Below are 20,034 nucleotides of genomic sequence, written 5' to 3'. Positions count from 1 at the left end.
TCGAGAGGCCCACGTTCTGCTGTTGGGGGGGAGGGCTCCCGATGGAAGTGCTCACTGAAGGCGTTGAACTCAGCCATGCGGACCTCGCATTGCTGTCGGAGCTGGCGAAAGGGGTCACGGTCGATCGAGTAGGCAGACGGCTGGACATCAGCGGCCGTACCGTACGCCGGAGACTGCGGGGCATCTGCGACCGCATCGGCGTCGCCACGGCGATCGAGGCCGTGGCCTGGGCGGCCCGCCGCCAGCTGATCTGATGATCGGCGACGGGCTCGCGTGGGGCGGGCCCTGCGGGCCTCTGCAGGGCCTTCTGCGGACCTCGCGGGCGGCTCAGTAGGGGCGGCTCAGTTGGGGCGGCTCAGTCGGCGATGCGCACCGCGCCGGCGAAGGGCCGCCGCTCGATCGAGGCGATGCGGACGACGTCGCCGGTCCGCGGGGCGTGCACCATCATGCCGCCGCCGAGGTAGATGCCCACGTGGTGCAGGTCGCTGTAGAAGAACACCAGGTCGCCCGGGCGCAGCTCGGAGCGGTCGATGTGGCGGCCCGCCGTCCACTGGCTGCCGGTGTAGTGCGGCAGCGAGATGCCGACCTGCTGATATGCGGCCATGACGAGGCCGCTGCAGTCGTAGGAGTTGGGGCCTTCCGCGCCCCACACGTACGGCTTGAGCTGCTGCGTGAGCGCCCACCTGGCGGCCTGGGCGGCCTTGCCGCTGCCCACGATGGGCAGGTTGACGCGCTGGGCCCGGGTGCCCGGCCGGCCCGCCTCGCCGAGTGCCCGCCTGAAGAGGTTGCTCTCGACCTTGGTGACCAGCTTGGTGATCTTGTCGCGCTTGCTGTCGAGGTCGGAGATGAGCTTCTCGACCTCCTTGATGCGGGTGGCGGCGCCCGCCTTGGCCCGCTCGGCGGCCTCCCTGGCCTTGGTGACCTGGTTGACCGCCTCGCCCTGCTGTTGCTGCAGCACGTACGTGGTGGCGGCGCGGTCGAGGAACTCGTCGGGGTCGTCGGAGGTGGCGAAGGCGAGGGCGCGGCTGAGGCCGCCGGTGATGTAGGCGTTCTCGGCCAGTGCGGCGGCCTTGGCGCGCTTGGCGGCGAGGTCGGCCTCGCTGGTGGCCAGGGTCTTCTTCGCGGCGTCAGCGGCCCTCTTGGCGCTCTTGAGCTTCTCCCGCTGGCTGTTGTACTCCTCGGCCAGCGTCTCGATCTCGGTGTGCATCTTCTCGACCTGCTTGGCCAGGTCTTGGAGCGAGGGCTTGGGGTCGGCGGACGCGGAGCCTACGGGGGCGGCGACCAAAAAGGTGGCCAGTGTGACACTTATTACACCGAGCAGACGCGACCGCCGGGAGGCACGTTGCAGAGGGCGGGCGTGCTTGCCCGCGGTCGTCCTCTCACGCCTGCGCGTGCGCTTCACCAACCAGCTCCTCTCGTCGACGCCTGCCGGGTTAGCTGACGGGTTCGGGCCGGAGCAGCCCTACCGGACGTTGCGGATTCACCCCGATGGTGGCGCTGGGGGGCGTCACCGGCGGTTCCCCGGCTCCTCCTCGTGGAGGATTAGGCGTGTCGCCCGCGCGCGACACGCGGGGAACATCGTCGCTGGACACTAATGCACTCCGGGTTCGTGCTCAACCAGAACTGCCGACTCTGTAGAGGTTTCACAACCGAAGAGTCACAAGGTGATCTCGTGCCCCGCCGTACGAAACGCAACTTATGACGGATTTGCCGCCCGATCTGGTGACTCGCGGGCCTGCTCAGAGCGCGTGCTCAGATGAGCACGAGTTGTAACAGCATGGGCCGAGACGTGGGAGTTAGGGCCGAGCCGTAATGACATCTGTACCCTGGATGGCCATGGAGCAGGTGGCCGAACTGACAACAGCCGAGACCGCGGTGGTGGTCCGGCGCGCCCGCACGCCCGATGTGCGGGACATCAGGAGGCTTGTGGACACCTACGCGGGGGCGGGCTCGGGCTCGCGGCTCCTGAAGAAGGCCACCGTCACCCTGTACGAGGACGTACAGGAGTTCTGGGTGGCCGAACGGGGCGGGCAGGTCGTCGGTTGCGGTGCGCTCCACGTGCTCTGGGAGGACCTCGCCGAGGTCCGTACCGTGGCCGTGGACCCGCAGTGCCGTGGCATGGGCGTCGGCCATCGGATCGTCTCGGCGCTGATTCAGCAGGCGAATGATCTAGGTCTGCGGCGTGTATTCTGTCTGACTTTTGAGGTCGACTTCTTCGCAAGACTGGGCTTTCGCCAGATTCAGGGCACGCCGGTCTCACCCGAGGTGTACGCCGAACTGCTGGCCTCGTACGACGAGGGTGTCGCGGAGTTCCTCGACCTGGAACACGTCAAACCGAACACCCTGGGCAACACCCGCATGCTGCTGCATCTGACATCGGGTGACGCGGACCTTGACCAGATGGAAAGGTGATTGTTGATACCTATGTCGATACGTTGGGCAGCACAGGCATGTGTCCTGACACGTGCCACATGCGCACTCGAAGCGAGGTGACACGGTGAGCACCGGACAGCCGCCGTATCCACAGGACGAATCCGGCGAGAATTCTGCACCCGGCACCCCTTACGGGCAGCAGAACACGGGCCGCCACCCCGGCGAGCCCGACCCGGACGTCACTGTGGTCGGCTACCGGGCGGACGACGCCTACGGGCAGCAGCCCCAGTACGGACAGCAACAGCAACAACAGTACGGCTATGGCCAGCAGCAACCCCAGTACGGTCAGCAGCCGCCCTCATACGGCCAGCAACCCCAGTACGGCCAGCAGGGCTACGGCCAGCAGCAGCAGTCGCAGCCCGGTTACGGGCAGCAGGGCCACCCCCAGCAGGGTTACGACCCCCAGCAGCAGGGCTACGGTCAGCAGCAGCAGTCCCAGCCGGGCTATGGCCAGCAGCCCCAGTACGGACAGCAGCCCCCGTCGCAGCCCGGCTACGGGCAGCAGGGTTATGACCCCCAGCAGGGCTATGGTCAGCAGCAGGGGTACGGCCAGCAGCCGCCGTCCCAGCCCGGCTACGGCCAGCAGCCCGGCTACGGCCAGCAGCCCCCGTCCGGCCAGCAGGGCTACGGTCAGCAGCAGCAGTCGCAGCCGGGCTACGGCCAGCAGGGCTACGACGCCCAGCAGGGTTACGGGCAGCAGCAGGGTTACGGCCAGCAGCAGCAGTCGCAGCCCGGTTACGGGCAGCAGGCCTACGGCCAGCAGGGCTACGACGCCCAGCAGGGCTACGGGCAGCAGCAGGGCTACGACCCCCAGCAGCAGTACGGCCAGCAGCCCGGCTACGGGCAGCCCCAGCCGTACGGCCAGGGCGGTTACGGCCAGCAGCCCGGCTACGGGCAGCCCTACGGCAAGCCGGTCGGCGTCCAGCCGCCCGGTGCGCCCGCGCCGCTCGCCGAGTGGTGGCAGCGCCTGCTCGCCAGGCTCCTCGACGGCGTCATCTTCGGCATCGTGCTGTACGTGGTGCAGCTCCTGCTGGCGCCGCTGTACCCCTCCTACAGCTCGATCACGGGCCTCACGAGCGGGCTCACCTTCGGGATCCTGTACTACGTGGTCGTCTCGATCGTCGTCACCATCGTCTATCTGCTCTACGACTTCCTGCTGACGAAGATGAAGGGCCAGACCGTCGGCAAGATGGCGCTGGGCATCAAGGTCGTCCAGGTCGGCGGGCAGCTGCAGCCCGACGGCGTGCCGACCGACGTCGCACTCAAGCGAGCCCTGCTGACGGTGGGCGGCTACATCTTCTACTGGGTGCCGATCCTGGGCCCGATGATCGCGGGGCTCATCTACGCGCTCAACGGCGCGTCGCAGCTCTGGGACAAGCCGCTGCACCAGACGTTCGGCGACAAGTTCGGCAAGACCGTGGTCGTCAAGGTCAGATAGCCCTTCAGGGCGACACAAGGGCCGGCTCTGCGCCGGCCCTTGTGTTATGTCCGCGTCCCCTGGTGAAAATGGTCAGAGTCCCCGTGCGCCGCGAACACGTGAGGTGGGAGATATGGCCGGGACACCACCAGGACCGCAGGCCCGCCCCGCTGAATGGTGGGAACGCCTGGCCGCCCGCTTCATTGAAGCGCTCGTCTTCGGGGTCTTCTATTACATTCTGTTCATTGCGCTGTGGGGCTTCTTGCGGACTGTCGGGATGTCGGAGGTGTTCGGCGGCCGGCTGCCCGGGGTGATCGGATGGGCGGTGGCCGGGTTCGCTTATGCCGGTTACGACTGGTGGGCTCATTCACGGCGCGGGCGCACCTTCGGTAAGGCGATCATGCGGATTCGCCTGGCGCCGGACGACCGGCCGCCCCGTACGCTGCTGAAACGATCGCTGGTCTATCCGGCGCCGCTGATGCTCATGGGCATTCCGGTGGTCAATCTGGTGGCCGGAATGCTGCTCTTCGGCGTGGGGCTGCTCATCCTCATGGACAAGCCGCTGGAGCGGGGGCCGCACGACAGGGTGGCGGGAACGCGGGTGGTAAAAGATCTTCGGTGAGACCGGCGTACCTGGGGCGATGTCTTTTCGTAAAATTTTCGGTTGATCCGGTAAGGAGCCTGGAGAGACTGGCATTAGGCTATGGGGCGTCCGGGTTGCCGGATGATGGCGCCCCTGCGACGCGCAGGGCATCTGTGTGCCGCTATGGTCGGGTACGGGTGGTCATCGCCCGCGCGTCATGAGGAGCCGGGCTCCCGTGGCGGCGCGCCGAGCGCTTTAAGCGCCCCCGAAACCCCGCTAGCCGTGGAGGCGAAGGACGAATGGAAGCCCTAACGGACGTATTGTCAGCGCTCATCCCCCCTCTGGTGGTGGCCGGCGCCTTCATCTTTGGCGTAGTGAAGTTGGTCCGCTCCGAGGCTCTGGGGGGCCGCCGAAACCGCGAGGATCGGCCCGAGCGGCAGAACTGATCGGCCAGTCAGCCGAATCCCCGTAGCGCTGAATTGTCTCCACGCCTTTCCGGGTATATGTTTGGGCAGGCGAATGAAACAATGCTCCGCGAAAGGATTGCGTACATGGCCAAGCAGATCCAGGAGATTCTCATCGATGACCTCGATGGGGGCGAGGCCAATGAGACGGTCAGCTTCGCTATTGACGGCTCCTCCTATGAGATTGACCTCAGCGACCTTAACGCGAAGAAGCTGAGGGACGCTCTCACGCCTTTCGTGCAGCACGCGCGCAGGGCGGGCGCCGTATCCACGCGTCGCCGCGGTCGCGGCGGCAGCCGTGCGATGAGCCGGGAGAAGAGCTCGGAGATCCGTCAGTGGGCCAAGGCCCACGGCCTGCCCGTCAGCGAGCGCGGCCGCATCGCCTCCACCGTCGTGGAGAAGTACGAGGCCGCTCACTGACAAGTCCGTCACTCGACCATGCGCTTATGATGTTCGCCTTGGACCCCGGCGGCCGCCATAAGCGCATGATCGTTTCCCCGGTGTCCCGCCGATCCGGACTCCGGTGGAGGATGATCTCCTAAGACGCCCAAATGTGGGCGTTTTGGGCGCGCGCGTTCACTGGCCATCCCCGGCGCCGGTTTCCGGCGGGTTTCCGGCCGGGGCCGCGTTATGCGGGCGAGCGTGCGCCGAAAGCCGTGTGGGGCGGCCGAGCCCATTCAGGAGTACGCTCCGTGCACGCCGGGCAGGTCGCCCCCATTGCCGTTCCCGGCGTCGTCCGCTTGTGCGCGGGCGAAATCGGCGACCGCCGGGGGTTAACCCGGCCGCCCAACTCTTCACGCGCTGTAGCGTAAAAGCGTGATCCACTGCCGCCGCTTCCGGCGGGAAACCCGTGGCGTACGGATGCGCGGCCGCGCGGGATATCCCGGCCCCGCCCTCCGCCCGCGGGCATAAGACACGAGTATGAGCAAGCCTCACGCATTGCCGGTTCCCCAGCATCGGCCCACAATGCGGCCGACTCGCGACCGGCCGGCATTCCGATTGCCGTGCACCTGCTAGTGCAAGGATCACGAGGAATGCGACGCATCAACCGGTGACGGCGTCTCATCATGCGGGATGCGTCCGGTAACCGGGCTGACCGGATGCCGCATTACCGATTACCGTCTGTACGGGCGCATGCAGAAGCGCGGTGCGCGCAGGGTGGCGAGTTGTGCTCAGGGCGTAGTGTGCTCGCTTGGCCAAGTCTCGCATCACCACATACGATGACGTCAGAACAGATACGCGGCATCAGCGACGCGCGGGCGAAGCGGCGTCCCCAACGCCGCCTTCGTGCCAGGCGTCCGATGGCCAGATCCGTGAGGGATCCGCGTACGCCGCGAGTGGCAATTCGCAGTCGCCCCGCCGGGGCGGCTTAAACATCGTTCGCTTGCGGCGTATCGGGAACATGTCACCCCCGAACAGTAGTTGGATGGAGGGTGAACGCCCTGCTCTCGGGGAACGTGTCTGCTATAGAGCGTGTCAGCGGCAGAGGGCACGGTTCGCCGAGCCAGGGCTAGCATGCGGGAGGACGGGACCGGATTTACCGGCCTGACTGACCGCTCTGTGAGGAGCGACGAGATGTTCGAGAGGTTCACCGACCGAGCGAGGCGTGTTGTCGTCTTGGCCCAAGAAGAGGCCAGGATGCTCAACCACAACTACATCGGCACTGAGCACATTCTTCTTGGTTTGATCCATGAAGGTGAGGGCGTGGCCGCCAAGGCTCTGGAGAGCCTCGGCATCAGCCTTGAGGGTGTGCGCCAGCAGGTCGAGGAGATCATCGGCCAGGGCCAGTCGGCTCCGTCGGGGCACATTCCGTTCACCCCGCGGGCCAAGAAGGTCCTCGAGCTGTCGCTCCGTGAGGCTTTGCAGCTGGGTCACAACTACATCGGCACCGAGCACATCCTGCTCGGGCTCATCCGTGAGGGTGAGGGTGTGGCGGCCCAGGTGCTGGTCAAGCTTGGAGCTGATCTCAACCGTGTCAGGCAGCAGGTGATCCAGCTGCTCCACGGTTACCAGGGTAAGGAGCCGGCCGCGGCGGGCGGCCCCCAGGAGTCGGCCCCGTCCACGTCCTTGGTGCTCGACCAGTTCGGCCGCAACCTGACCCAGGCCGCCCGCGAGGGCAAGCTGGATCCGGTCATCGGCCGTGAGAAGGAGATCGAGCGGGTCATGCAGGTCCTCTCCAGGAGGACCAAGAACAACCCCGTTCTCATCGGCGAGCCCGGCGTCGGCAAGACCGCCGTCGTCGAGGGCCTGTCGCAGAAGATCGTCAGGGGCGAGGTGCCCGAGACGCTGAAGGACAAGCAGCTCTACACGCTTGACCTCGGCGCCCTGGTCGCCGGCTCCCGCTACCGCGGCGACTTCGAAGAGCGCCTGAAGAAGGTGCTCAAGGAGATCCGCACGCGCGGCGACATCATCCTGTTCATCGACGAGCTGCACACGCTCGTGGGTGCGGGCGCCGCCGAGGGCGCGATCGACGCCGCCAGCATCCTCAAGCCGATGCTGGCCCGCGGCGAGCTGCAGACGATCGGCGCGACGACGCTCGATGAATACCGCAAATACTTGGAGAAGGACGCGGCGCTCGAGCGGCGCTTCCAGCCGATCCAGGTGGCCGAGCCCTCGCTCAGCCACACGATCGAGATCCTCAAGGGTCTGCGCGACCGCTACGAGGCCCACCACCGCGTGTCCATCACCGATGACGCGCTCGTGGCCGCCGCGCAGCTGGCCGACCGCTACATCAGCGACCGCTACCTTCCCGACAAGGCGATCGACCTCATCGACGAGGCCGGCTCCCGCATGCGCATCCGCCGCATGACCGCGCCGCCGGACCTGCGCGAATACGACGAGAAGATCGCCAACGTCCGCCGCGACAAGGAGTCCGCGATCGACGCGCAGGACTTCGAGAAGGCCGCTGCCCTCCGCGACCAGGAGAAGCAGCTGCAGCTCAAGCGCGAGCGGCGGGAGAAGGAGTGGAAGGCCGGCGACATGGACGTCGTGGCCGAGGTCACTCAGGAGCTCATCGCCGAGGTCCTGGCGACCGCCACCGGCATCCCGGTCTTCAAGCTGACCGAGGAGGAGTCGCAGCGCCTGCTCCGCATGGAGGACGAGCTCCACAAGCGGATCATCGGCCAGGACGACGCCATCAAGGGCCTGTCCCGCTCCATCCGGCGCACCCGCGCCGGGCTGAAGGACCCCCGCCGTCCCGGCGGCTCGTTCATCTTCGCCGGCCCGTCCGGCGTCGGTAAGACCGAGCTGTCCAAGGCGCTGGCGGAGTTCCTCTTCGGCGACGAAGACGCGCTGATCAGCCTGGACATGTCGGAGTTCATGGAGAAGCACACCGTCTCCAGGCTCTTCGGCTCGCCTCCCGGCTACGTCGGCTACGAAGAGGGCGGTCAGCTCACCGAGAAGGTGCGCCGCAAGCCGTTCTCCGTGGTCCTGTTCGACGAGATCGAGAAGGCCCACCCCGACATCTTCAACTCGCTGCTGCAGATCCTGGAAGACGGTCGCCTGACCGACGCCCAGGGCCGGGTGGTCGACTTCAAGAACACGGTCATCATCATGACCACCAACCTCGGCACCCGCGACATCTCCAAGGGCATCGGGGTCGGGTTCGCGAAGTCCAACGACACCGAGTCCAACTACGAGCGGATGAAGGCGAAGGTCCAGGAGGAGCTCAAGCAGCACTTCCGGCCCGAGTTCCTCAACCGTGTCGACGACATCGTGGTCTTCCACCAGCTGACGCCGGTCGAGATCATCAAGATCGTGGATCTGATGCTCGCCCAGGTCGATGCCCGCCTGAAGGACCGCGACATGGGGCTCGAGGTCTCGTCCGAGGCCAAGCAGCTGCTCGCCGACCGCGGCTACGACCCGGTCATGGGCGCCCGGCCGCTGCGCCGGACGATCCAGCGCGAGCTGGAGGACTCCCTGTCGGAGAAGATCCTCTACGGCGAGCTCCGGCCGGGGCAGGTCGTGAAGGTGACGGTGGAGGGCGAAGGCGACGACGCCAAGTTCATCTTCAAGGGGGAGACCTCCTCGAAGATCCCGGACTCGGCCGCCGCGATCGCCGCGCCGATCCAGAACTGACGCCCCCTCGAGGGCTCGGTTGAAAGCCCCCGTGTGAGTCGCTCACACGGGGGCTTTCGCGTGTCTGTGGTGGGCGGGGGGCTTTCGCGGCCTAGGGTCAGCGAGGGCCTTCGCGTGTCTGGGCTCGGCGGGAGGCTTCGCGTGTCTGGGGTCAGCGAGGGCCTTCGCGTGCCCGAGCGTCAGGGCCTGATCAGACGGCCGTAGGCGGCGCGGATGTCCGACGTCGAGGACTTGACGAACATGTCACCGGGCGGGCCGAGATCGTAGGTGTAGTAGGTGTAGTGGATGCGGCGCGGGCAGCTGGTGCCGGAGATCTGCACGCTTGTCGGGCCCACGCGCTTGCCGGTGCGCAGCTCGTAGACGCGTACGGGGATCTTCCGCTTCCTGAACGTCACGTCCGCGTAGCCGCCGGGGGCGTGGGCGGACAGGTACGGGCAGGTTCTGACCGCGGCGCCGTTCTTGCTCTCGCCGGCGCAGATCACCAGGACGGCGTCCTCGGGGTCCTTGGCCAGCCACGACTTGGGCAGCTTCGCCCGGTGGTCCTTCCTGCCGACCATGATCGCGCGGTGCGGGCCACCGCCCCGGTAGCGGGGCGCGCCGTGGTAGGGCGCGGGACGCTTGCAGTAGTCGGGCTCGTCGCCCTTGAGGAGCTTCTTCACGTTCGCCAGCTCGATCTCCAGGCCGGCGCGCTCCTTGCCCTTCTTGGCCTTGGCGGCGAGGTCGTCCTTGGGGTACTGGTCGAGCAACTGCTCGTACTGGGCCTTGGCCTGCTTCCACTCCTTGTCCTCGGCGAGCGCGTCGCCGCACCCGACGATCGCCGCGGGCGCCACCTCCGGGACGACGTCCGCTGCGCGGTCCAGCACGCCGTCGCCGGTCTTGTGCTCGGCCAGCCAGTCGGTGATGGTCCTGGTGGCGCAGGCGTCCTTGGCAGGCAGGGCGCTGAGGAAGCCGTCCAGGACCTGCGCCGCCTTCGTCTCCTGGCCTGCCTTGAGGGCTTGCTTCAAGTGAGCGAAGCCCGTCTCCAGGGCCTTGGTGTCGCCGGTGAGGGCGGTGGCCAGATCGGCGGTGGCCTGGGCGAGGAAGAGGTCGGCCCTGCGGCCCTCGGCGCCCTGCCAGAGCGCGGCCGGATGCTCGCGATAGGTCTGGAGGGTGCGGGCGGCCAGCAGCCGGTCGCCTGCGGCCTGCTCGCCGGCCGTCACCAGCAGGCGGCAGGCGGCGCTGCCGTTCTCGGCCCGGGCGCTCAGCGGGGCGTCGGCCAGGTGGTGGCCGGCCCCCAGCCCGTCCAGGATCGACAGCGCCCGGGCGCAGTCGCCTCGGCGGTGGGCCGCTGCGGCGTCCTGCTCGATCCGGGCGGCGTCGAAGCGCAGGTGGCCGACGGCCAGCAGGACGACGAGGGCCGTACCGAGTCCTGCGAGCCGCTGCTGTCGCACGGGCTCGCCGCCGCGCGCCAGCCACCAGCCGTGGGCGATCGGGGCGGCCCACCACACCAGCACCAGGACCTCGAACCAGGTGGCCCGTACGGCCATGGCCAGCACGACGAGGAGCCCGCAGGTGACCACGCCGGTGCCGAGGGCGAGCAAGGGCCGTCTCATCATCAGGTAGCCGACGCCCAGCAGGGAGGCGTTGCCGAGCGCCACCGCCACGGGGTCGTGGGCCGGCTCCGGCCGAGGTGAACTCACAGGACCCATGAGGGCGCCCTCCTCCGACGAACGGCTCGCCTGCATTGTGGGCGCCTTGGCCGGGGAGGGGTCCCGAGAGCTCTGAGGGGGCTTTTGGGGGGATGGTGGCGTTTGCCCGATGTTCGGGGTGGATGGGCGGTTCTGGGGGCTGTACGAGGGGGGTACAGGCGGCTCTCACTCCGGTTGTTGCCGAAAAGTGAGGTCGTTGCCTAATCGTTGGATGGCCGGGTATGCCACCACCGCGAGTAGTACTACACTGCGTAGAGCATCGCCAAGTCTCATCCGAGTGAGCCACAAGAGCGCGATCTCAAACTGAGGCTGCTCCCAGAGGAGTAGCGGACCATCAACTCAGGGCGGACGCGCGCAGCAGCCGCAGGCAGGCATGCTCACTTGGTCGCACGTCCGAGGCGGGCGACGAGACAACATCAGCAAGCCGTGGAGGAAACCGATGCGCCTGCGTCACGATGACGGAACGCTCGTTCACCTCGCCTACAACGCAGGCGTCCACCCCGCTGAGGACCTGGAGAACCTCATCGCGCACCTCACCCGATACGCGGTCCCGGTGCGCAAGCGGCTGGGCGTGGAGCGGATGGGGATCGGGTTGTGGCTGTCTCCGAGCGTCGCCGACCACCTCACCGCCGACCGGATCGAGCTCGTACGCCTGCGCCGCTCCCTTGAGGAGCGCGGCCTGGAGGTCGTCAGCCTCAACGGCACCGGCGGTCGCAACCAGGACGTTCCGGGCCCCGACTGGGCCAAGCCCGAGCGCTACCGCTACACGATGGCACTGGCCAAGATCCTCGCGTTCCTGCTGCCGGAGGACGTCCGGTTCGGCAGCATCTCCACCATCCCCATCGGCTGGCGCCGCGACTGGCCCGCCGACCTGCACTCCATCGCCACCCGCCGGCTCGAGCGGCTGGCCCGCGAGCTGCGCGGCATCTACAGCACGACCGGCAAGACGATCAGGGTCGGGTTCGAGCCGTGGCCGGGGTGCGTGCTGGAGACGACCGAGCAGGCGCTGGAGCGGGTGGGCGGCATCGACTCCGAGCACCTGGGCGTGTGCCTCGACGCCTGCCACCTGGCCTGCGGGGCCGAGGAGCCGGGCGCGGCGCTCAAGGGGCTCGCCGCGGCGGGCGCGCCCGTGGTGAAGCTGGGGCACGTGCACAACCACACCGGCGAGACGCCCAGCACCGGGGCCGTGCTGCACGACACGCTGACCGCCATGCTGTCGGGGGCCGTGAGCGGGAGCGCGCACATCGAGGTCGAGACGCACAACCTGACCGTGCCCGGCCGGGCCAAGGGGCCTGGCGCGCTGGTGTCGCTGCTGGCCGAGGAGCTGGCCTGGGCGCGGACGAACCTGACCAGCCTGGGGTTGCAGCTGGCCGCCTGATTCGTCGCCGAGGGGCCCGGTCGCTTGTCGGCCGGGCCCCTCGGCGTTCTCAGAGGTTGCCGAACCAGCCGGGGGTGTCCAGGCGCCAGGGGTTGGCGGGGGTCATGGCGCGCAGGTCGGCTTCGAGGGCGCGGAGGCGGTCCTCGCCGAGCTCGGCGGCCCAGCGGGCGCGCAGGGTGTCGAAGATGCGGGCCGAGCGGGTGAGGGCGTCGATCCCGTATGGGGTGAGGCGGACGAGCTTGCGGCGGCTGTCCTGGGGGTCGGCGGTGCGTTCGACGTAGCCGGCGCTCTGCAGGGTGTCGATGGTCTTGCCGGCCGCCTGTTTGGAGACGCCGAGCGCGCGGCCGAGCTCGACGGCGGTGGTGCCGTCAGGGCCGATGGCCTGCATGACGAAGCCGTGCATCGGGCGCAGGGCGGGGTGGCCCTCGCGGGCCAGCTCGGCGTGCAGCTCGTCGATGAACATGCGGAACGCGAGCAGCAGGCGCAGGGGCAGTTCGAAGCCTGGGCTTGACACGATAGACAACCTGGTTAACTATATCGACAACGTGGTTGCCTGAATCTTAGGGGTGAAGCCTGGTGGCTGTCATAAGAGGCGCGCAAGCGCGCCGGTCGGAGACTCCCGTCGCGGTCATGACGACGTTCGCCTCGCCCACGCAGGGCGGGGCGGCCCGGTCGATGTGGCGGGTCGACGCGCGGCCCGGTGCCGTGGGGCCGGTGCACGACTTCGACTGTGAGCAGGTGTGGAGCTGGGTCGCCGGGGCGGCGAGCGTCGAGCTGGGCGGGCTGACGTACGCGGTCGCCGCGGGGGACACGGTCGTCATGCCGGCCCGTACCGTGCGGCGGGTGCTCGCCGACCCCGACGCCGGCTACAGCGCCGTCGTCACGGCTCCTGCCGGGGCTCGGGCGCTGGCCGCCGATGGTGCCGACTACGGCGTTCCGCCGTGGATCGCGTGAGAGAGAGGGGATGGCGATGAGTGTGGTCACGGCGTCAGAGGCGCGGCGGGTCGAGACGCCCAACGGGGTGATGACCACGCTCGCCTCGCCGACGCAGGGGCAGGCGGGGGCGGCGGTCTGGCGGGTGGAGGCGCGGCCGGGCATGGTGGGGCCGGTGCACGCGTTCGACGCCGAGCTGGTGTGGACGTGGCTCGACGGGGCCGCCGTGGTGACGCTGGGCGGCGAGCGGTACGAGGTGGGCGCCGGGGACACGATGGTGCTGCCCCCGGACGTCAGCCGGCAGATGGTCGCCGACGCCGAGCGCGGCTTCGTCTCGATCGTGACCGCACCGGCCGGGGCGAAGGTCTACAACCCGGACGGAAAGTCGGAACCCGACGCGTGCGACCTCGCCCCCAAGGACACAGAGCGCCTCGTGCCCCCGTGGCTGCGGTGAGCCCCCTGCCCCACCGGCCCCGGTGAGCCCGCTGCGGTCAGCCCGCTGGGAGGGGTCACCCCTGCGGGCGGTCGGCTGAAGACCGAGGCCGGCCCGCTGGGCGGTGAGGCCGTGCCGGGCGGTCGGGCTGGGCGGTGAGGCCGTGCCGGGCGGTCGGGCCGGGCGGTGGGCTCAGGCGTGGGGGAGGCGGTAGGTGCCGTCGTCCAGTGCTTCGGCCAGGCCGTCGGTGATGAGGCCGTCCAGGGCGCGTTCGCGTTGGGCGGCGTCGTCCCACACCGCGTCCAGAGCCGACTTGGGGACCGGCCCTTGGGCGGCGCGGAGGACGGCCAGGAGGCGGCCGCGGCACTGGCGGTCGGTGCCGGCGTACGTCTGGCCCTTGCGGGCGGGGCCCGCGTGCGGCGGCTTGCCGTTCAGGCGCCAGGCGCAGAGCCCCGTGATCGGGCAGTCGGCGCAGCGGGGGGAGCGGGCCGTGCACACCAGGGCGCCCAGCTCCATGACGGCCACCCCCCACCGGGGCGCGCCCAGCTCGGGCAGCAGGCTCTCGGCGAGCCGGCGTTCGGCGGCGGAGGTGGCGGTGGGCGGGTATTCCTCGCCGCGGATCGCCCGCGCGAACACCCGCCGCACGTTGGTGTCCAGCACCGCGTGCCGCCCGCCGTAGGCGAAGCTGGCGACGGCGGCCGCGGTGTACTCGCCGATGCCGGGCAGCGACAGCAGCGTCTCGTGGTCGGAGGGCACCTCGCCGCCGTGCTCGTCGGTGATGGCGCGGGCGCAGGCGTGCAGGCGCAGCGCACGGCGCGGGTAGCCGAGCCGGCCCCAGTGGCGTACGGCCTCGCCCGGCTGCTCGGCGGCCAGCGCCTTGGGGGTGGGCCAGCGTTCCATCCACTCGTGCCAGATGGGCAGGACACGGACGACCGGGGTCTGCTGCAGCATGATCTCGCTGACCAGCACCCCCCACGGTGTCGCGTCGGGGGCGCGCCAGGGGAGGTCCCGGGCGTTGTCCTCGTACCAGTCCAGAACGGGGGTGTGCAGGAGGTTCGGCTCAACCACGCGGTCAAGCGTATTCGTAGATTAAGGCCGTCGGCGTGTCGTCACCCTACGTGGTCGCTCCCTCACCATCCTTGGCGTATGGACCCGGATACTGTACGTGGCGACGGCGGTGACATCTACTGGCGGCGCCGGATGAGCGTACTGGTGGCGGTGCTCGTCGTGGTGGCCGTGGTGGCCTGGGCGTGCTCCAGTGGCGGCAGCGGGCCGGAGCGGGAGTCCCGCGCCCAGTCGTCACCGAGCGTCAGTGCCACGCCCGCAGTCGATCCGCTGCTCGCGGGCCTGCGTACGCTGGCCATGGGCACCGCGAGCCCGTCGCCCACGCCGACGGCCAGCCCCAAGCCGTCACCGTCCGCCAGGCCCGAGCGACCGGGTGAGCCGTGCGCGGAAGAGGACCTCGTCCTTCATCTGCAGGGCGGCGGCAAGGAGCCGATCTACGCGGGCGGCGCGCGGCCGTCGTTCCTGGTGACGCTGGTCAACACGGGTTCGGTGATGTGCACGGCCGACGTGGGGCCGCGGGCCATGGAGGTCCGCATCACCTCGGGGTCCGACCGCATCTGGTCCACGGCCGACTGCGTGAGCGGCGAGGGCACCGACGTCAGGCAACTGCAGCGCGGGGTGCCGTACGTGCGCTCGCTGGAGTGGGACCGGCGGCGCTCCAGCTCCGACTGCCGCGCCACCCCGCCGTCCGCGCTGCCCGGCACGTACGTGGCCATGGTGCGGATGGGCAAGCTCCGCAGCCCGAAGGGCGTCTTCCACCTGCGCTGACCCTGGCTCACGCGCGGTCGTAGCGCGTCACCACCACGCCCGCGTCGCAGACCCGCGATCCCGCGAACCGCAGCCCCAGCCGGTCGGCGCCACGCGGGAACAGCGGCCGGCCGCCGCCCAGCACCACCGGATGCACGGCGATGTGGTACTCGTCGATGAGCCCGAGCCGGGTCAGCTCGCCCGCGAGGCCCGCGCCGCCCATCAGCAGCAGGTCGGCGCCGGGCCGCCGCTTGAGCTCGGTGACGCGATCGGCGAGGTTCGTGCCGATCACCTCGGCGGCCCAGTCGTCGTGCTCGATGGTCGTGGAGGCGACGATCTTGGTGGTGGATCGCCAGACGGGGGCGAACTTCATGTCGTGCGGGTGGTCCGAGAGGGACTCGGCGTTCGGCCAGTAGGCGACCATGATCTCCCAGACGCCCCGGCCGTACAGGAAGGTGTCGCTGCGCTCGCAGAGCGATTCGGAGTAGGCCGAAAGCTCCTCGCCCATCACCGGCCAGTCGAATGCGCCGCCGGGGCCGTCGATGTGACCGTCGATGGAGGTGTGCACCCAGAAGATGAGCTTGCGCATGGTGTCCGGTCCCTTCAGTGGTTGCTGTCACGAAGGGGTCGGAGCGGATCGGCCGTTCTCGACATGCGGCGCGAGAAATGTCCCGGCGCGGAGGAAGGCGTTCCGGCTTGCGGAAAAGCGGGGCCGACGGGGTTACGGCCTGCGGAAAAGCGGGGCCGGCAGGGTCAGACGTAGCGTTCGAGGATGGAGGACTCGGCGAGGCGGGAAAGGCCCTCGCGGACGCTGCGGGCGCGGGACTCGCCGACCCCGCCCACCGCCTGGAGGTCGTCGATGCTGGCCGCGAGCAGCTTCTGCAGGCTGCCGAAGTGGTTGACCAGCCGGTCGACGACCGTGGCGGGCAGCCTGGGCACCTTGGCGAGCAGGCGGAAGCCGCGCGGGCTGACCGGGCTTTCGAGCTGGTCGGCGCCGCTGTGGCCGAGCACGCGCGCGACCGCCGACAGGTCGAGCAGCTCGCCGGCCGACAGGTGGTCGAGGTCGTGCATGGCCTCCAGCAGGCGGCGCTGGCGGCGGCCGGCCGGGGCCGGGAGGTAGTCGCGGATGACCAGCTCGCGCTCGGAGTCGACGCCGGCCACCAGCTCGTCGAGCTGGAGCGAGAGCAGGCGGCCGTCGGTGCCGAGCTCGACGACGTAGCCCTTGATCTCGTCGGAGATGCGCCTGACCATCTCCAGGCGCTGCGCCACGGCGGCGACGTCGCGCACGGTCACCAGGTCTTCGATCTCCAGCGCCGACAGGGTGCCGGAGACCTCGTCGAGGCGGTGTTTGTAGCGCTCGAGGGTGGCCAGCGCCTGGTTGGCCTTGGACAGGATGGCCGCCGACTCTTCGAGGACGTAGCGGATGCCGTCGAGGTAGAGCGCGATGATCCGCATCGACTTGCTGATCGCGATGATCGGCAGGCCGGTCTGGAGGGCGACGCGCTGCGCCGTGCGGTGGCGGGTGCCTGACTCGTCGGTGGGGATCGAGGGGTCGGGGACGAGGTGGACGGCGGCACGGACGATCTTGTCGTCGTCGCTCACCACGATGGCGCCGTCCATCTTCGCCAGCTCGCGCAGCCGGGTGGCCGAGAAGTCGACGTCGAGCTCGAAACCGCCGCTGCACAGCTCTTCGACGACACGGTTGTAGCCGAGCACGATCAGCCCGCCGGTCTGCCCGCGCAGGATGCGTTCGAGGCCGTCGCGCAGAGGTGTGCCCGGCGCAACAGCGGCCAGCGCTTCGCGACGGCGGTCGTCAAGACTCCTGTCCACCTGACCCCCGTGTCGATCGGTCACCTCAGCTTAGCCGCGCTCAGGTGACGTGTGTGAGCGCGTCCCAGACGTTCTCCGCCTGCACCACCTCGAACCCGGGAGCGAACGCGACCGGCCCGACCGGCACCAGAGCGCGCTGGCCGCCGCGCCTGCGGCCGCCTTCTTCGAGGGACCCGGCGGGCACGAGGGCCCGCTTGAAGCCCAGCCTGGCGGCCTCGGTGAGCCGCCTGCGGACGTCTTTGACCGGACGCAGCTCGCCGGCGAGGCCGACCTCGCCGAGCGCCACCAGACCGGCGGGCAGCGGCTTGTCGCCTGCCGCGCTCGCGACGGCCAGCATGACCGACAGGTCGACGGCCGGATCGGCCAGCCGGATGCCGCCGACCGTGGCGGTGAAGACGTCGCAGCCGCCGAGCCTGGCGTTGAGCCGCCGCTCCAGCACGGCGAGGATCATCTGCACGCGGTAGGTGTCGAGGCCGGAGGAGGTGCGGCGGGGCTGCTGAGCGTCGGTGCGGGCGACCAGCGCCTGCACCTCGGCGGGCAGCGGGCGGGTGCCCTCGACGGTGACGGTGACGCAGGTGCCGGGCACCGGCTCGCTGCGCCGGGAGACGAACAGCCCGCTCGGGTCGGTGATGCCCTCGATGCCGCGCTCGTGCAGGTCGAAGCAGCCGACCTCGTCGGTGGGGCCGAACCGGTTTTTGATCGCGCGGACCATGCGCAGCCGGGAGTGGCGGTCGCCCTCGAAGCTGAGCACCACGTCGACCAGGTGCTCAAGGGTGCGGGGGCCGGCGATGGAGCCCTCTTTGGTGACGTGGCCGACGATGAGCGTGGCCATGTTGCGCTCTTTGGCCAGCCGCACCAGGTTGGCGGCCACCTCGCGCACCTGCGTGACGCCGCCCGGCACGCCCGTGGCCTGGGTGGTGCCGATCGTCTGGACGGAGTCGACCACGAGCAGCTGCGGCTGCACCTTGTCGACGTGGGTGACCAGGGCCGCCAGCTCGGTCTCCGCAGCGAGATAGAGCTGGTCCTGGATCGCGCCGATGCGGTCGGCGCGCAGCCGCACCTGGGCGGCGGACTCCTCGCCCGTGACATAGAGGACGGTGGTGCGCTCGGCGATGCGGGCGGCGGCTTCGAGCAGCAGCGTGGACTTGCCGATGCCGGGCTCGCCCGCCAGCAGCACGACCGCGCCGGGCACCAGGCCGCCGCCGAGCACCCGGTCGAGCTCGCCCACGCCGGTGGTGCGCGCCGCCGCCACCTCGGCCTTGACCTGGCCGATGGGCAGGGCGGGAGCGCTGGTGGCGCCGGCCTGCACGACGGTGGCGCCGCGGGCGCCCTCTTCGTCGACCGTGCCCCACGCCTGGCACTCGCCGCACCTGCCCACCCACTTGGGGGTGCGCCAGCCGCACTCGGCACAGCGGTATCCGGGCTTCTGGGCTGTCTTGGCCATGAGGAGCAGGCTAGCGCCCGGGGCCGACAATCCCGCCCGTACGGATCAGGACAGGCCGAGCTCGGCCTCCAGCAGGCGCTTCGGCTTGGCGCCCACGATCTGCTTGACCGGCTCGCCGCCCTCGAACAGCAGCATCGTCGGCACCGCCATCACCCCGTAGCGGGCCATGATCTCGGGGTTCTCGTCGGTGTTGAGCTTGCCGACCGTCAGCCCGTGCTCGGCCTCGATCTGCTCGAGTACGGGACCCACCATCCGGCACGGCCCGCACCACTCGGCCCAGAACTCGACCAGCACCGGCTTGTCGTTCCTGAGCACCTGCTCCTCGTAGTTCTCGGTGGTCAGCTTGATCATCTTCATCCCCTCACGAAGCAACCTGGGCAGGACTGGGCGAGCTGGGCGGCCACCTCGGCGCGCCGGGCGAGCAGCACCCGGATCTCCTGGTCGATCTCGCTGAGCTTGCGCTCATAGACCTCGACCGACTCGGCGCACGAGCCTCCTGAGCTGTGGCCGCGGCGCAGGCAGTCGACGAACGGCCGCGTCTCCTCCAGCGTGAAGCCGATCTGGAGCAGCGCGCGGATCTCGGAGACGAGCCTGACGTCGTCCTCGGTGTAGGTGCGGTAGCCGTTGGACGCCCGGCGGGCGTGGAGCAGGCCGTTCTTCTCGTAGTAGCGGAGGGAGCGGGTGCTCACTCCGGTGCGTTCCGCCAGCTCACCGATGCGCATGCGGCCAGGCTAAACGTTGACATCGGCGTCAATGTCAAGCGCTCAGAAGAAGCGCCAGCGCAGCACGTTGGGGTAGGCCAGCTCAAGGCCGGGCGTCTCGGCGACGGCCTGCTCGGCCACCTCGGGCGCGAACTCGATGCGCAGCACCGCCTCCAGGTCGGCCCTGCGCTGGAAGACCATCCTGAGGTCGAGCGGTCTGCGCTGCCAGCCGTGCCGGTCCCAGAACGCCTCGACCTCGCGGGCGGAGTAGGTCGGCACCGTACGCGAGAACCACCGCCCGAACGGCCCCCGCGTCGCGTCGAGGTCCACCACGAACGCGGCGCCGCCCCTGCGGACCACCCGCGACAGTTCGCGCAGCCCCGGCTCGCACCCCGGCCCGAAGAAGTACGCCCACCGCGCCATGGCGACGTCCACCGAGGCGTCGGGCAGCGGCAGGTCCTGGGCCGCGGCGGCGTGCACGGTCACGTCGGCCAGCCCTGAGCAGCGGCGGCGCGCCAGCGCGGCGAGGTCGCCGTGCGGCTCGACGCCGATCACCCGAGCCGCCTCCGCGGCCAGGATCGGCAGGTGGTAGCCGGTGCCGCAGCCGATGTCGAGCACGGTGGCGCCGGCCCAGGGACGCAGCGCGCGCATCGCGGCGTCGGCGGCGCCGTCGGGGTCGACCGCGCGGTTCTCCAGCTCGTAGATCTGGGGGGTGTTCCAGATGTTGGGGCTGGGGATGGCGCCCTTCGCGATCCGTGGCATGCGTCCCACGCTAGGGCCTTTCCGGCACTCCACCGGACGGGGCAGAAGGGCCTGACGCGCCAGATCGGCTTCTCCGGCT

The 20,034-nt window shown here is 69.8% G+C and carries 20 protein-coding genes and 1 riboswitch; of the genes, 10 read left to right on the top strand and 10 right to left on the bottom strand.

Features of this window, described 5'->3' with window-relative positions:
• The first annotated feature begins 41 nt into the window (after nucleotides 1-41).
• On the top strand, nucleotides 42-254 hold the full coding sequence (locus ABZW11_RS04605) for a LuxR C-terminal-related transcriptional regulator (RefSeq protein WP_345392350.1): 213 nt from the start codon (nucleotides 42-44) through the stop codon (nucleotides 252-254).
• Between the two features lie 101 nt (nucleotides 255-355).
• Here ABZW11_RS04605 and ABZW11_RS04600 read toward each other — a convergent pair whose 3' ends face one another.
• Nucleotides 356-1,285, bottom strand: coding sequence for a C40 family peptidase (locus tag ABZW11_RS04600; RefSeq protein WP_355412613.1), 930 nt, complete (start codon nucleotides 1,283-1,285; stop codon nucleotides 356-358).
• Between the two features lie 122 nt (nucleotides 1,286-1,407).
• A riboswitch (cyclic di-AMP (ydaO/yuaA leader) is annotated at nucleotides 1,408-1,559 on the bottom strand.
• Between the two features lie 277 nt (nucleotides 1,560-1,836).
• Here ABZW11_RS04600 and ABZW11_RS04595 point away from each other — a divergent pair.
• The 5 genes from ABZW11_RS04595 (at nucleotide 1,837) to ABZW11_RS04575 (ending at nucleotide 8,974) form a co-directional block, all read left to right on the top strand.
• Nucleotides 1,837-2,412, top strand: coding sequence for an amino-acid N-acetyltransferase (locus ABZW11_RS04595; RefSeq protein WP_355412611.1), 576 nt, complete (start codon nucleotides 1,837-1,839; stop codon nucleotides 2,410-2,412).
• An 85-nt stretch (nucleotides 2,413-2,497) separates the two neighbouring features.
• Nucleotides 2,498-3,871, top strand: a complete 1,374-nt coding sequence (locus ABZW11_RS04590; RefSeq protein ID WP_355412609.1) for an RDD family protein — start codon at nucleotides 2,498-2,500, stop codon at nucleotides 3,869-3,871.
• A 112-nt stretch (nucleotides 3,872-3,983) separates the two neighbouring features.
• Nucleotides 3,984-4,472: an RDD family protein gene (locus tag ABZW11_RS04585; protein ID WP_355412607.1), complete on the top strand. Its 489-nt coding sequence runs from the start codon at nucleotides 3,984-3,986 to the stop codon at nucleotides 4,470-4,472.
• A 512-nt stretch (nucleotides 4,473-4,984) separates the two neighbouring features.
• On the top strand, nucleotides 4,985-5,317 hold the full coding sequence (locus ABZW11_RS04580; protein WP_090937978.1) for an Lsr2 family protein: 333 nt from the start codon (nucleotides 4,985-4,987) through the stop codon (nucleotides 5,315-5,317).
• Between the two features lie 1,155 nt (nucleotides 5,318-6,472).
• The gene (locus ABZW11_RS04575; protein ID WP_355412604.1) at nucleotides 6,473-8,974 is read left to right on the top strand and encodes an ATP-dependent Clp protease ATP-binding subunit; all 2,502 of its coding nucleotides are present in this window, start codon (nucleotides 6,473-6,475) and stop codon (nucleotides 8,972-8,974) included.
• Nucleotides 8,975-9,153: 179 nt separating this feature from the next.
• Here ABZW11_RS04575 and ABZW11_RS04570 read toward each other — a convergent pair whose 3' ends face one another.
• On the bottom strand, nucleotides 9,154-10,653 hold the full coding sequence (locus ABZW11_RS04570; RefSeq protein WP_355412602.1) for a hypothetical protein: 1,500 nt from the start codon (nucleotides 10,651-10,653) through the stop codon (nucleotides 9,154-9,156).
• 448 nt (nucleotides 10,654-11,101) lie between these two features.
• Here ABZW11_RS04570 and ABZW11_RS04565 point away from each other — a divergent pair, with 448 nt between their 5' ends.
• Nucleotides 11,102-12,040, top strand: a complete 939-nt coding sequence (locus tag ABZW11_RS04565) for a TIM barrel protein (RefSeq protein WP_355412600.1) — start codon at nucleotides 11,102-11,104, stop codon at nucleotides 12,038-12,040.
• 49 nt (nucleotides 12,041-12,089) lie between these two features.
• Here the strand turns inward: ABZW11_RS04565 and ABZW11_RS04560 are convergent, their stop codons facing one another.
• Nucleotides 12,090-12,554, bottom strand: coding sequence for a MarR family winged helix-turn-helix transcriptional regulator (locus ABZW11_RS04560; protein ID WP_355412598.1), 465 nt, complete (start codon nucleotides 12,552-12,554; stop codon nucleotides 12,090-12,092).
• A gap of 116 nt (nucleotides 12,555-12,670) precedes the next feature.
• On the opposite strand from ABZW11_RS04560, the gene ABZW11_RS04555 reads away from it, so the two are divergent.
• The gene (locus ABZW11_RS04555) at nucleotides 12,671-12,994 is read left to right on the top strand and encodes a cupin (protein ID WP_355412596.1); all 324 of its coding nucleotides are present in this window, start codon (nucleotides 12,671-12,673) and stop codon (nucleotides 12,992-12,994) included.
• 16 nt (nucleotides 12,995-13,010) lie between these two features.
• A complete protein-coding gene (locus ABZW11_RS04550) occupies nucleotides 13,011-13,427 on the top strand; it encodes a cupin domain-containing protein (protein WP_355412594.1) in 417 nt (138 codons plus the stop codon).
• A 171-nt stretch (nucleotides 13,428-13,598) separates the two neighbouring features.
• Here ABZW11_RS04550 and ABZW11_RS04545 read toward each other — a convergent pair whose 3' ends face one another.
• A complete protein-coding gene (locus ABZW11_RS04545; protein ID WP_355412592.1) occupies nucleotides 13,599-14,474 on the bottom strand; it encodes an A/G-specific adenine glycosylase in 876 nt (291 codons plus the stop codon).
• A gap of 78 nt (nucleotides 14,475-14,552) precedes the next feature.
• On the opposite strand from ABZW11_RS04545, the gene ABZW11_RS04540 reads away from it, so the two are divergent.
• Entirely contained in the window at nucleotides 14,553-15,239 is a 687-nt protein-coding gene (locus ABZW11_RS04540) for a hypothetical protein (RefSeq protein ID WP_355412590.1), read from the top strand.
• 7 nt (nucleotides 15,240-15,246) lie between these two features.
• Here the strand turns inward: ABZW11_RS04540 and ABZW11_RS04535 are convergent, their stop codons facing one another.
• The 6 genes from ABZW11_RS04535 to ABZW11_RS04510 all read right to left on the bottom strand — a co-directional run bounded on the left by ABZW11_RS04535 (nucleotide 15,247) and on the right by ABZW11_RS04510 (nucleotide 19,955).
• The gene (locus ABZW11_RS04535; RefSeq protein ID WP_355412588.1) at nucleotides 15,247-15,807 is read right to left on the bottom strand and encodes a dihydrofolate reductase family protein; all 561 of its coding nucleotides are present in this window, start codon (nucleotides 15,805-15,807) and stop codon (nucleotides 15,247-15,249) included.
• A gap of 164 nt (nucleotides 15,808-15,971) precedes the next feature.
• A complete protein-coding gene (gene disA / locus ABZW11_RS04530) occupies nucleotides 15,972-17,048 on the bottom strand; it encodes a DNA integrity scanning diadenylate cyclase DisA (protein WP_355412586.1) in 1,077 nt (358 codons plus the stop codon).
• 40 nt (nucleotides 17,049-17,088) lie between these two features.
• Nucleotides 17,089-18,492, bottom strand: coding sequence for a DNA repair protein RadA (radA, locus tag ABZW11_RS04525; protein WP_355412584.1), 1,404 nt, complete (start codon nucleotides 18,490-18,492; stop codon nucleotides 17,089-17,091).
• Between the two features lie 45 nt (nucleotides 18,493-18,537).
• Nucleotides 18,538-18,849, bottom strand: coding sequence for a thioredoxin (gene trxA / locus ABZW11_RS04520; protein WP_355412582.1), 312 nt, complete (start codon nucleotides 18,847-18,849; stop codon nucleotides 18,538-18,540).
• The gene (locus ABZW11_RS04515) at nucleotides 18,846-19,214 is read right to left on the bottom strand and encodes a MerR family transcriptional regulator (RefSeq protein ID WP_355412580.1); all 369 of its coding nucleotides are present in this window, start codon (nucleotides 19,212-19,214) and stop codon (nucleotides 18,846-18,848) included. The genes trxA and ABZW11_RS04515 overlap by 4 nt, the downstream gene beginning before the upstream one ends.
• Before the next feature lie 42 nt (nucleotides 19,215-19,256).
• Nucleotides 19,257-19,955 carry a class I SAM-dependent methyltransferase gene (locus ABZW11_RS04510; RefSeq protein WP_355412578.1) on the bottom strand — a complete coding sequence of 233 codons (699 nt, stop codon included), beginning with the start codon at nucleotides 19,953-19,955 and terminating at the stop codon, nucleotides 19,257-19,259.
• Between the last annotated feature and the right edge of the window lie 79 nt (nucleotides 19,956-20,034).

Source organism: Nonomuraea sp. NPDC004580 (assembly GCF_040609855.1).
Lineage (GTDB): Bacteria > Actinomycetota > Actinomycetes > Streptosporangiales > Streptosporangiaceae > Nonomuraea > Nonomuraea salmonea.
Note: the sequence above shows the minus strand (reverse complement) of the source record. Positions and strands in the feature narration are given on the sequence as shown.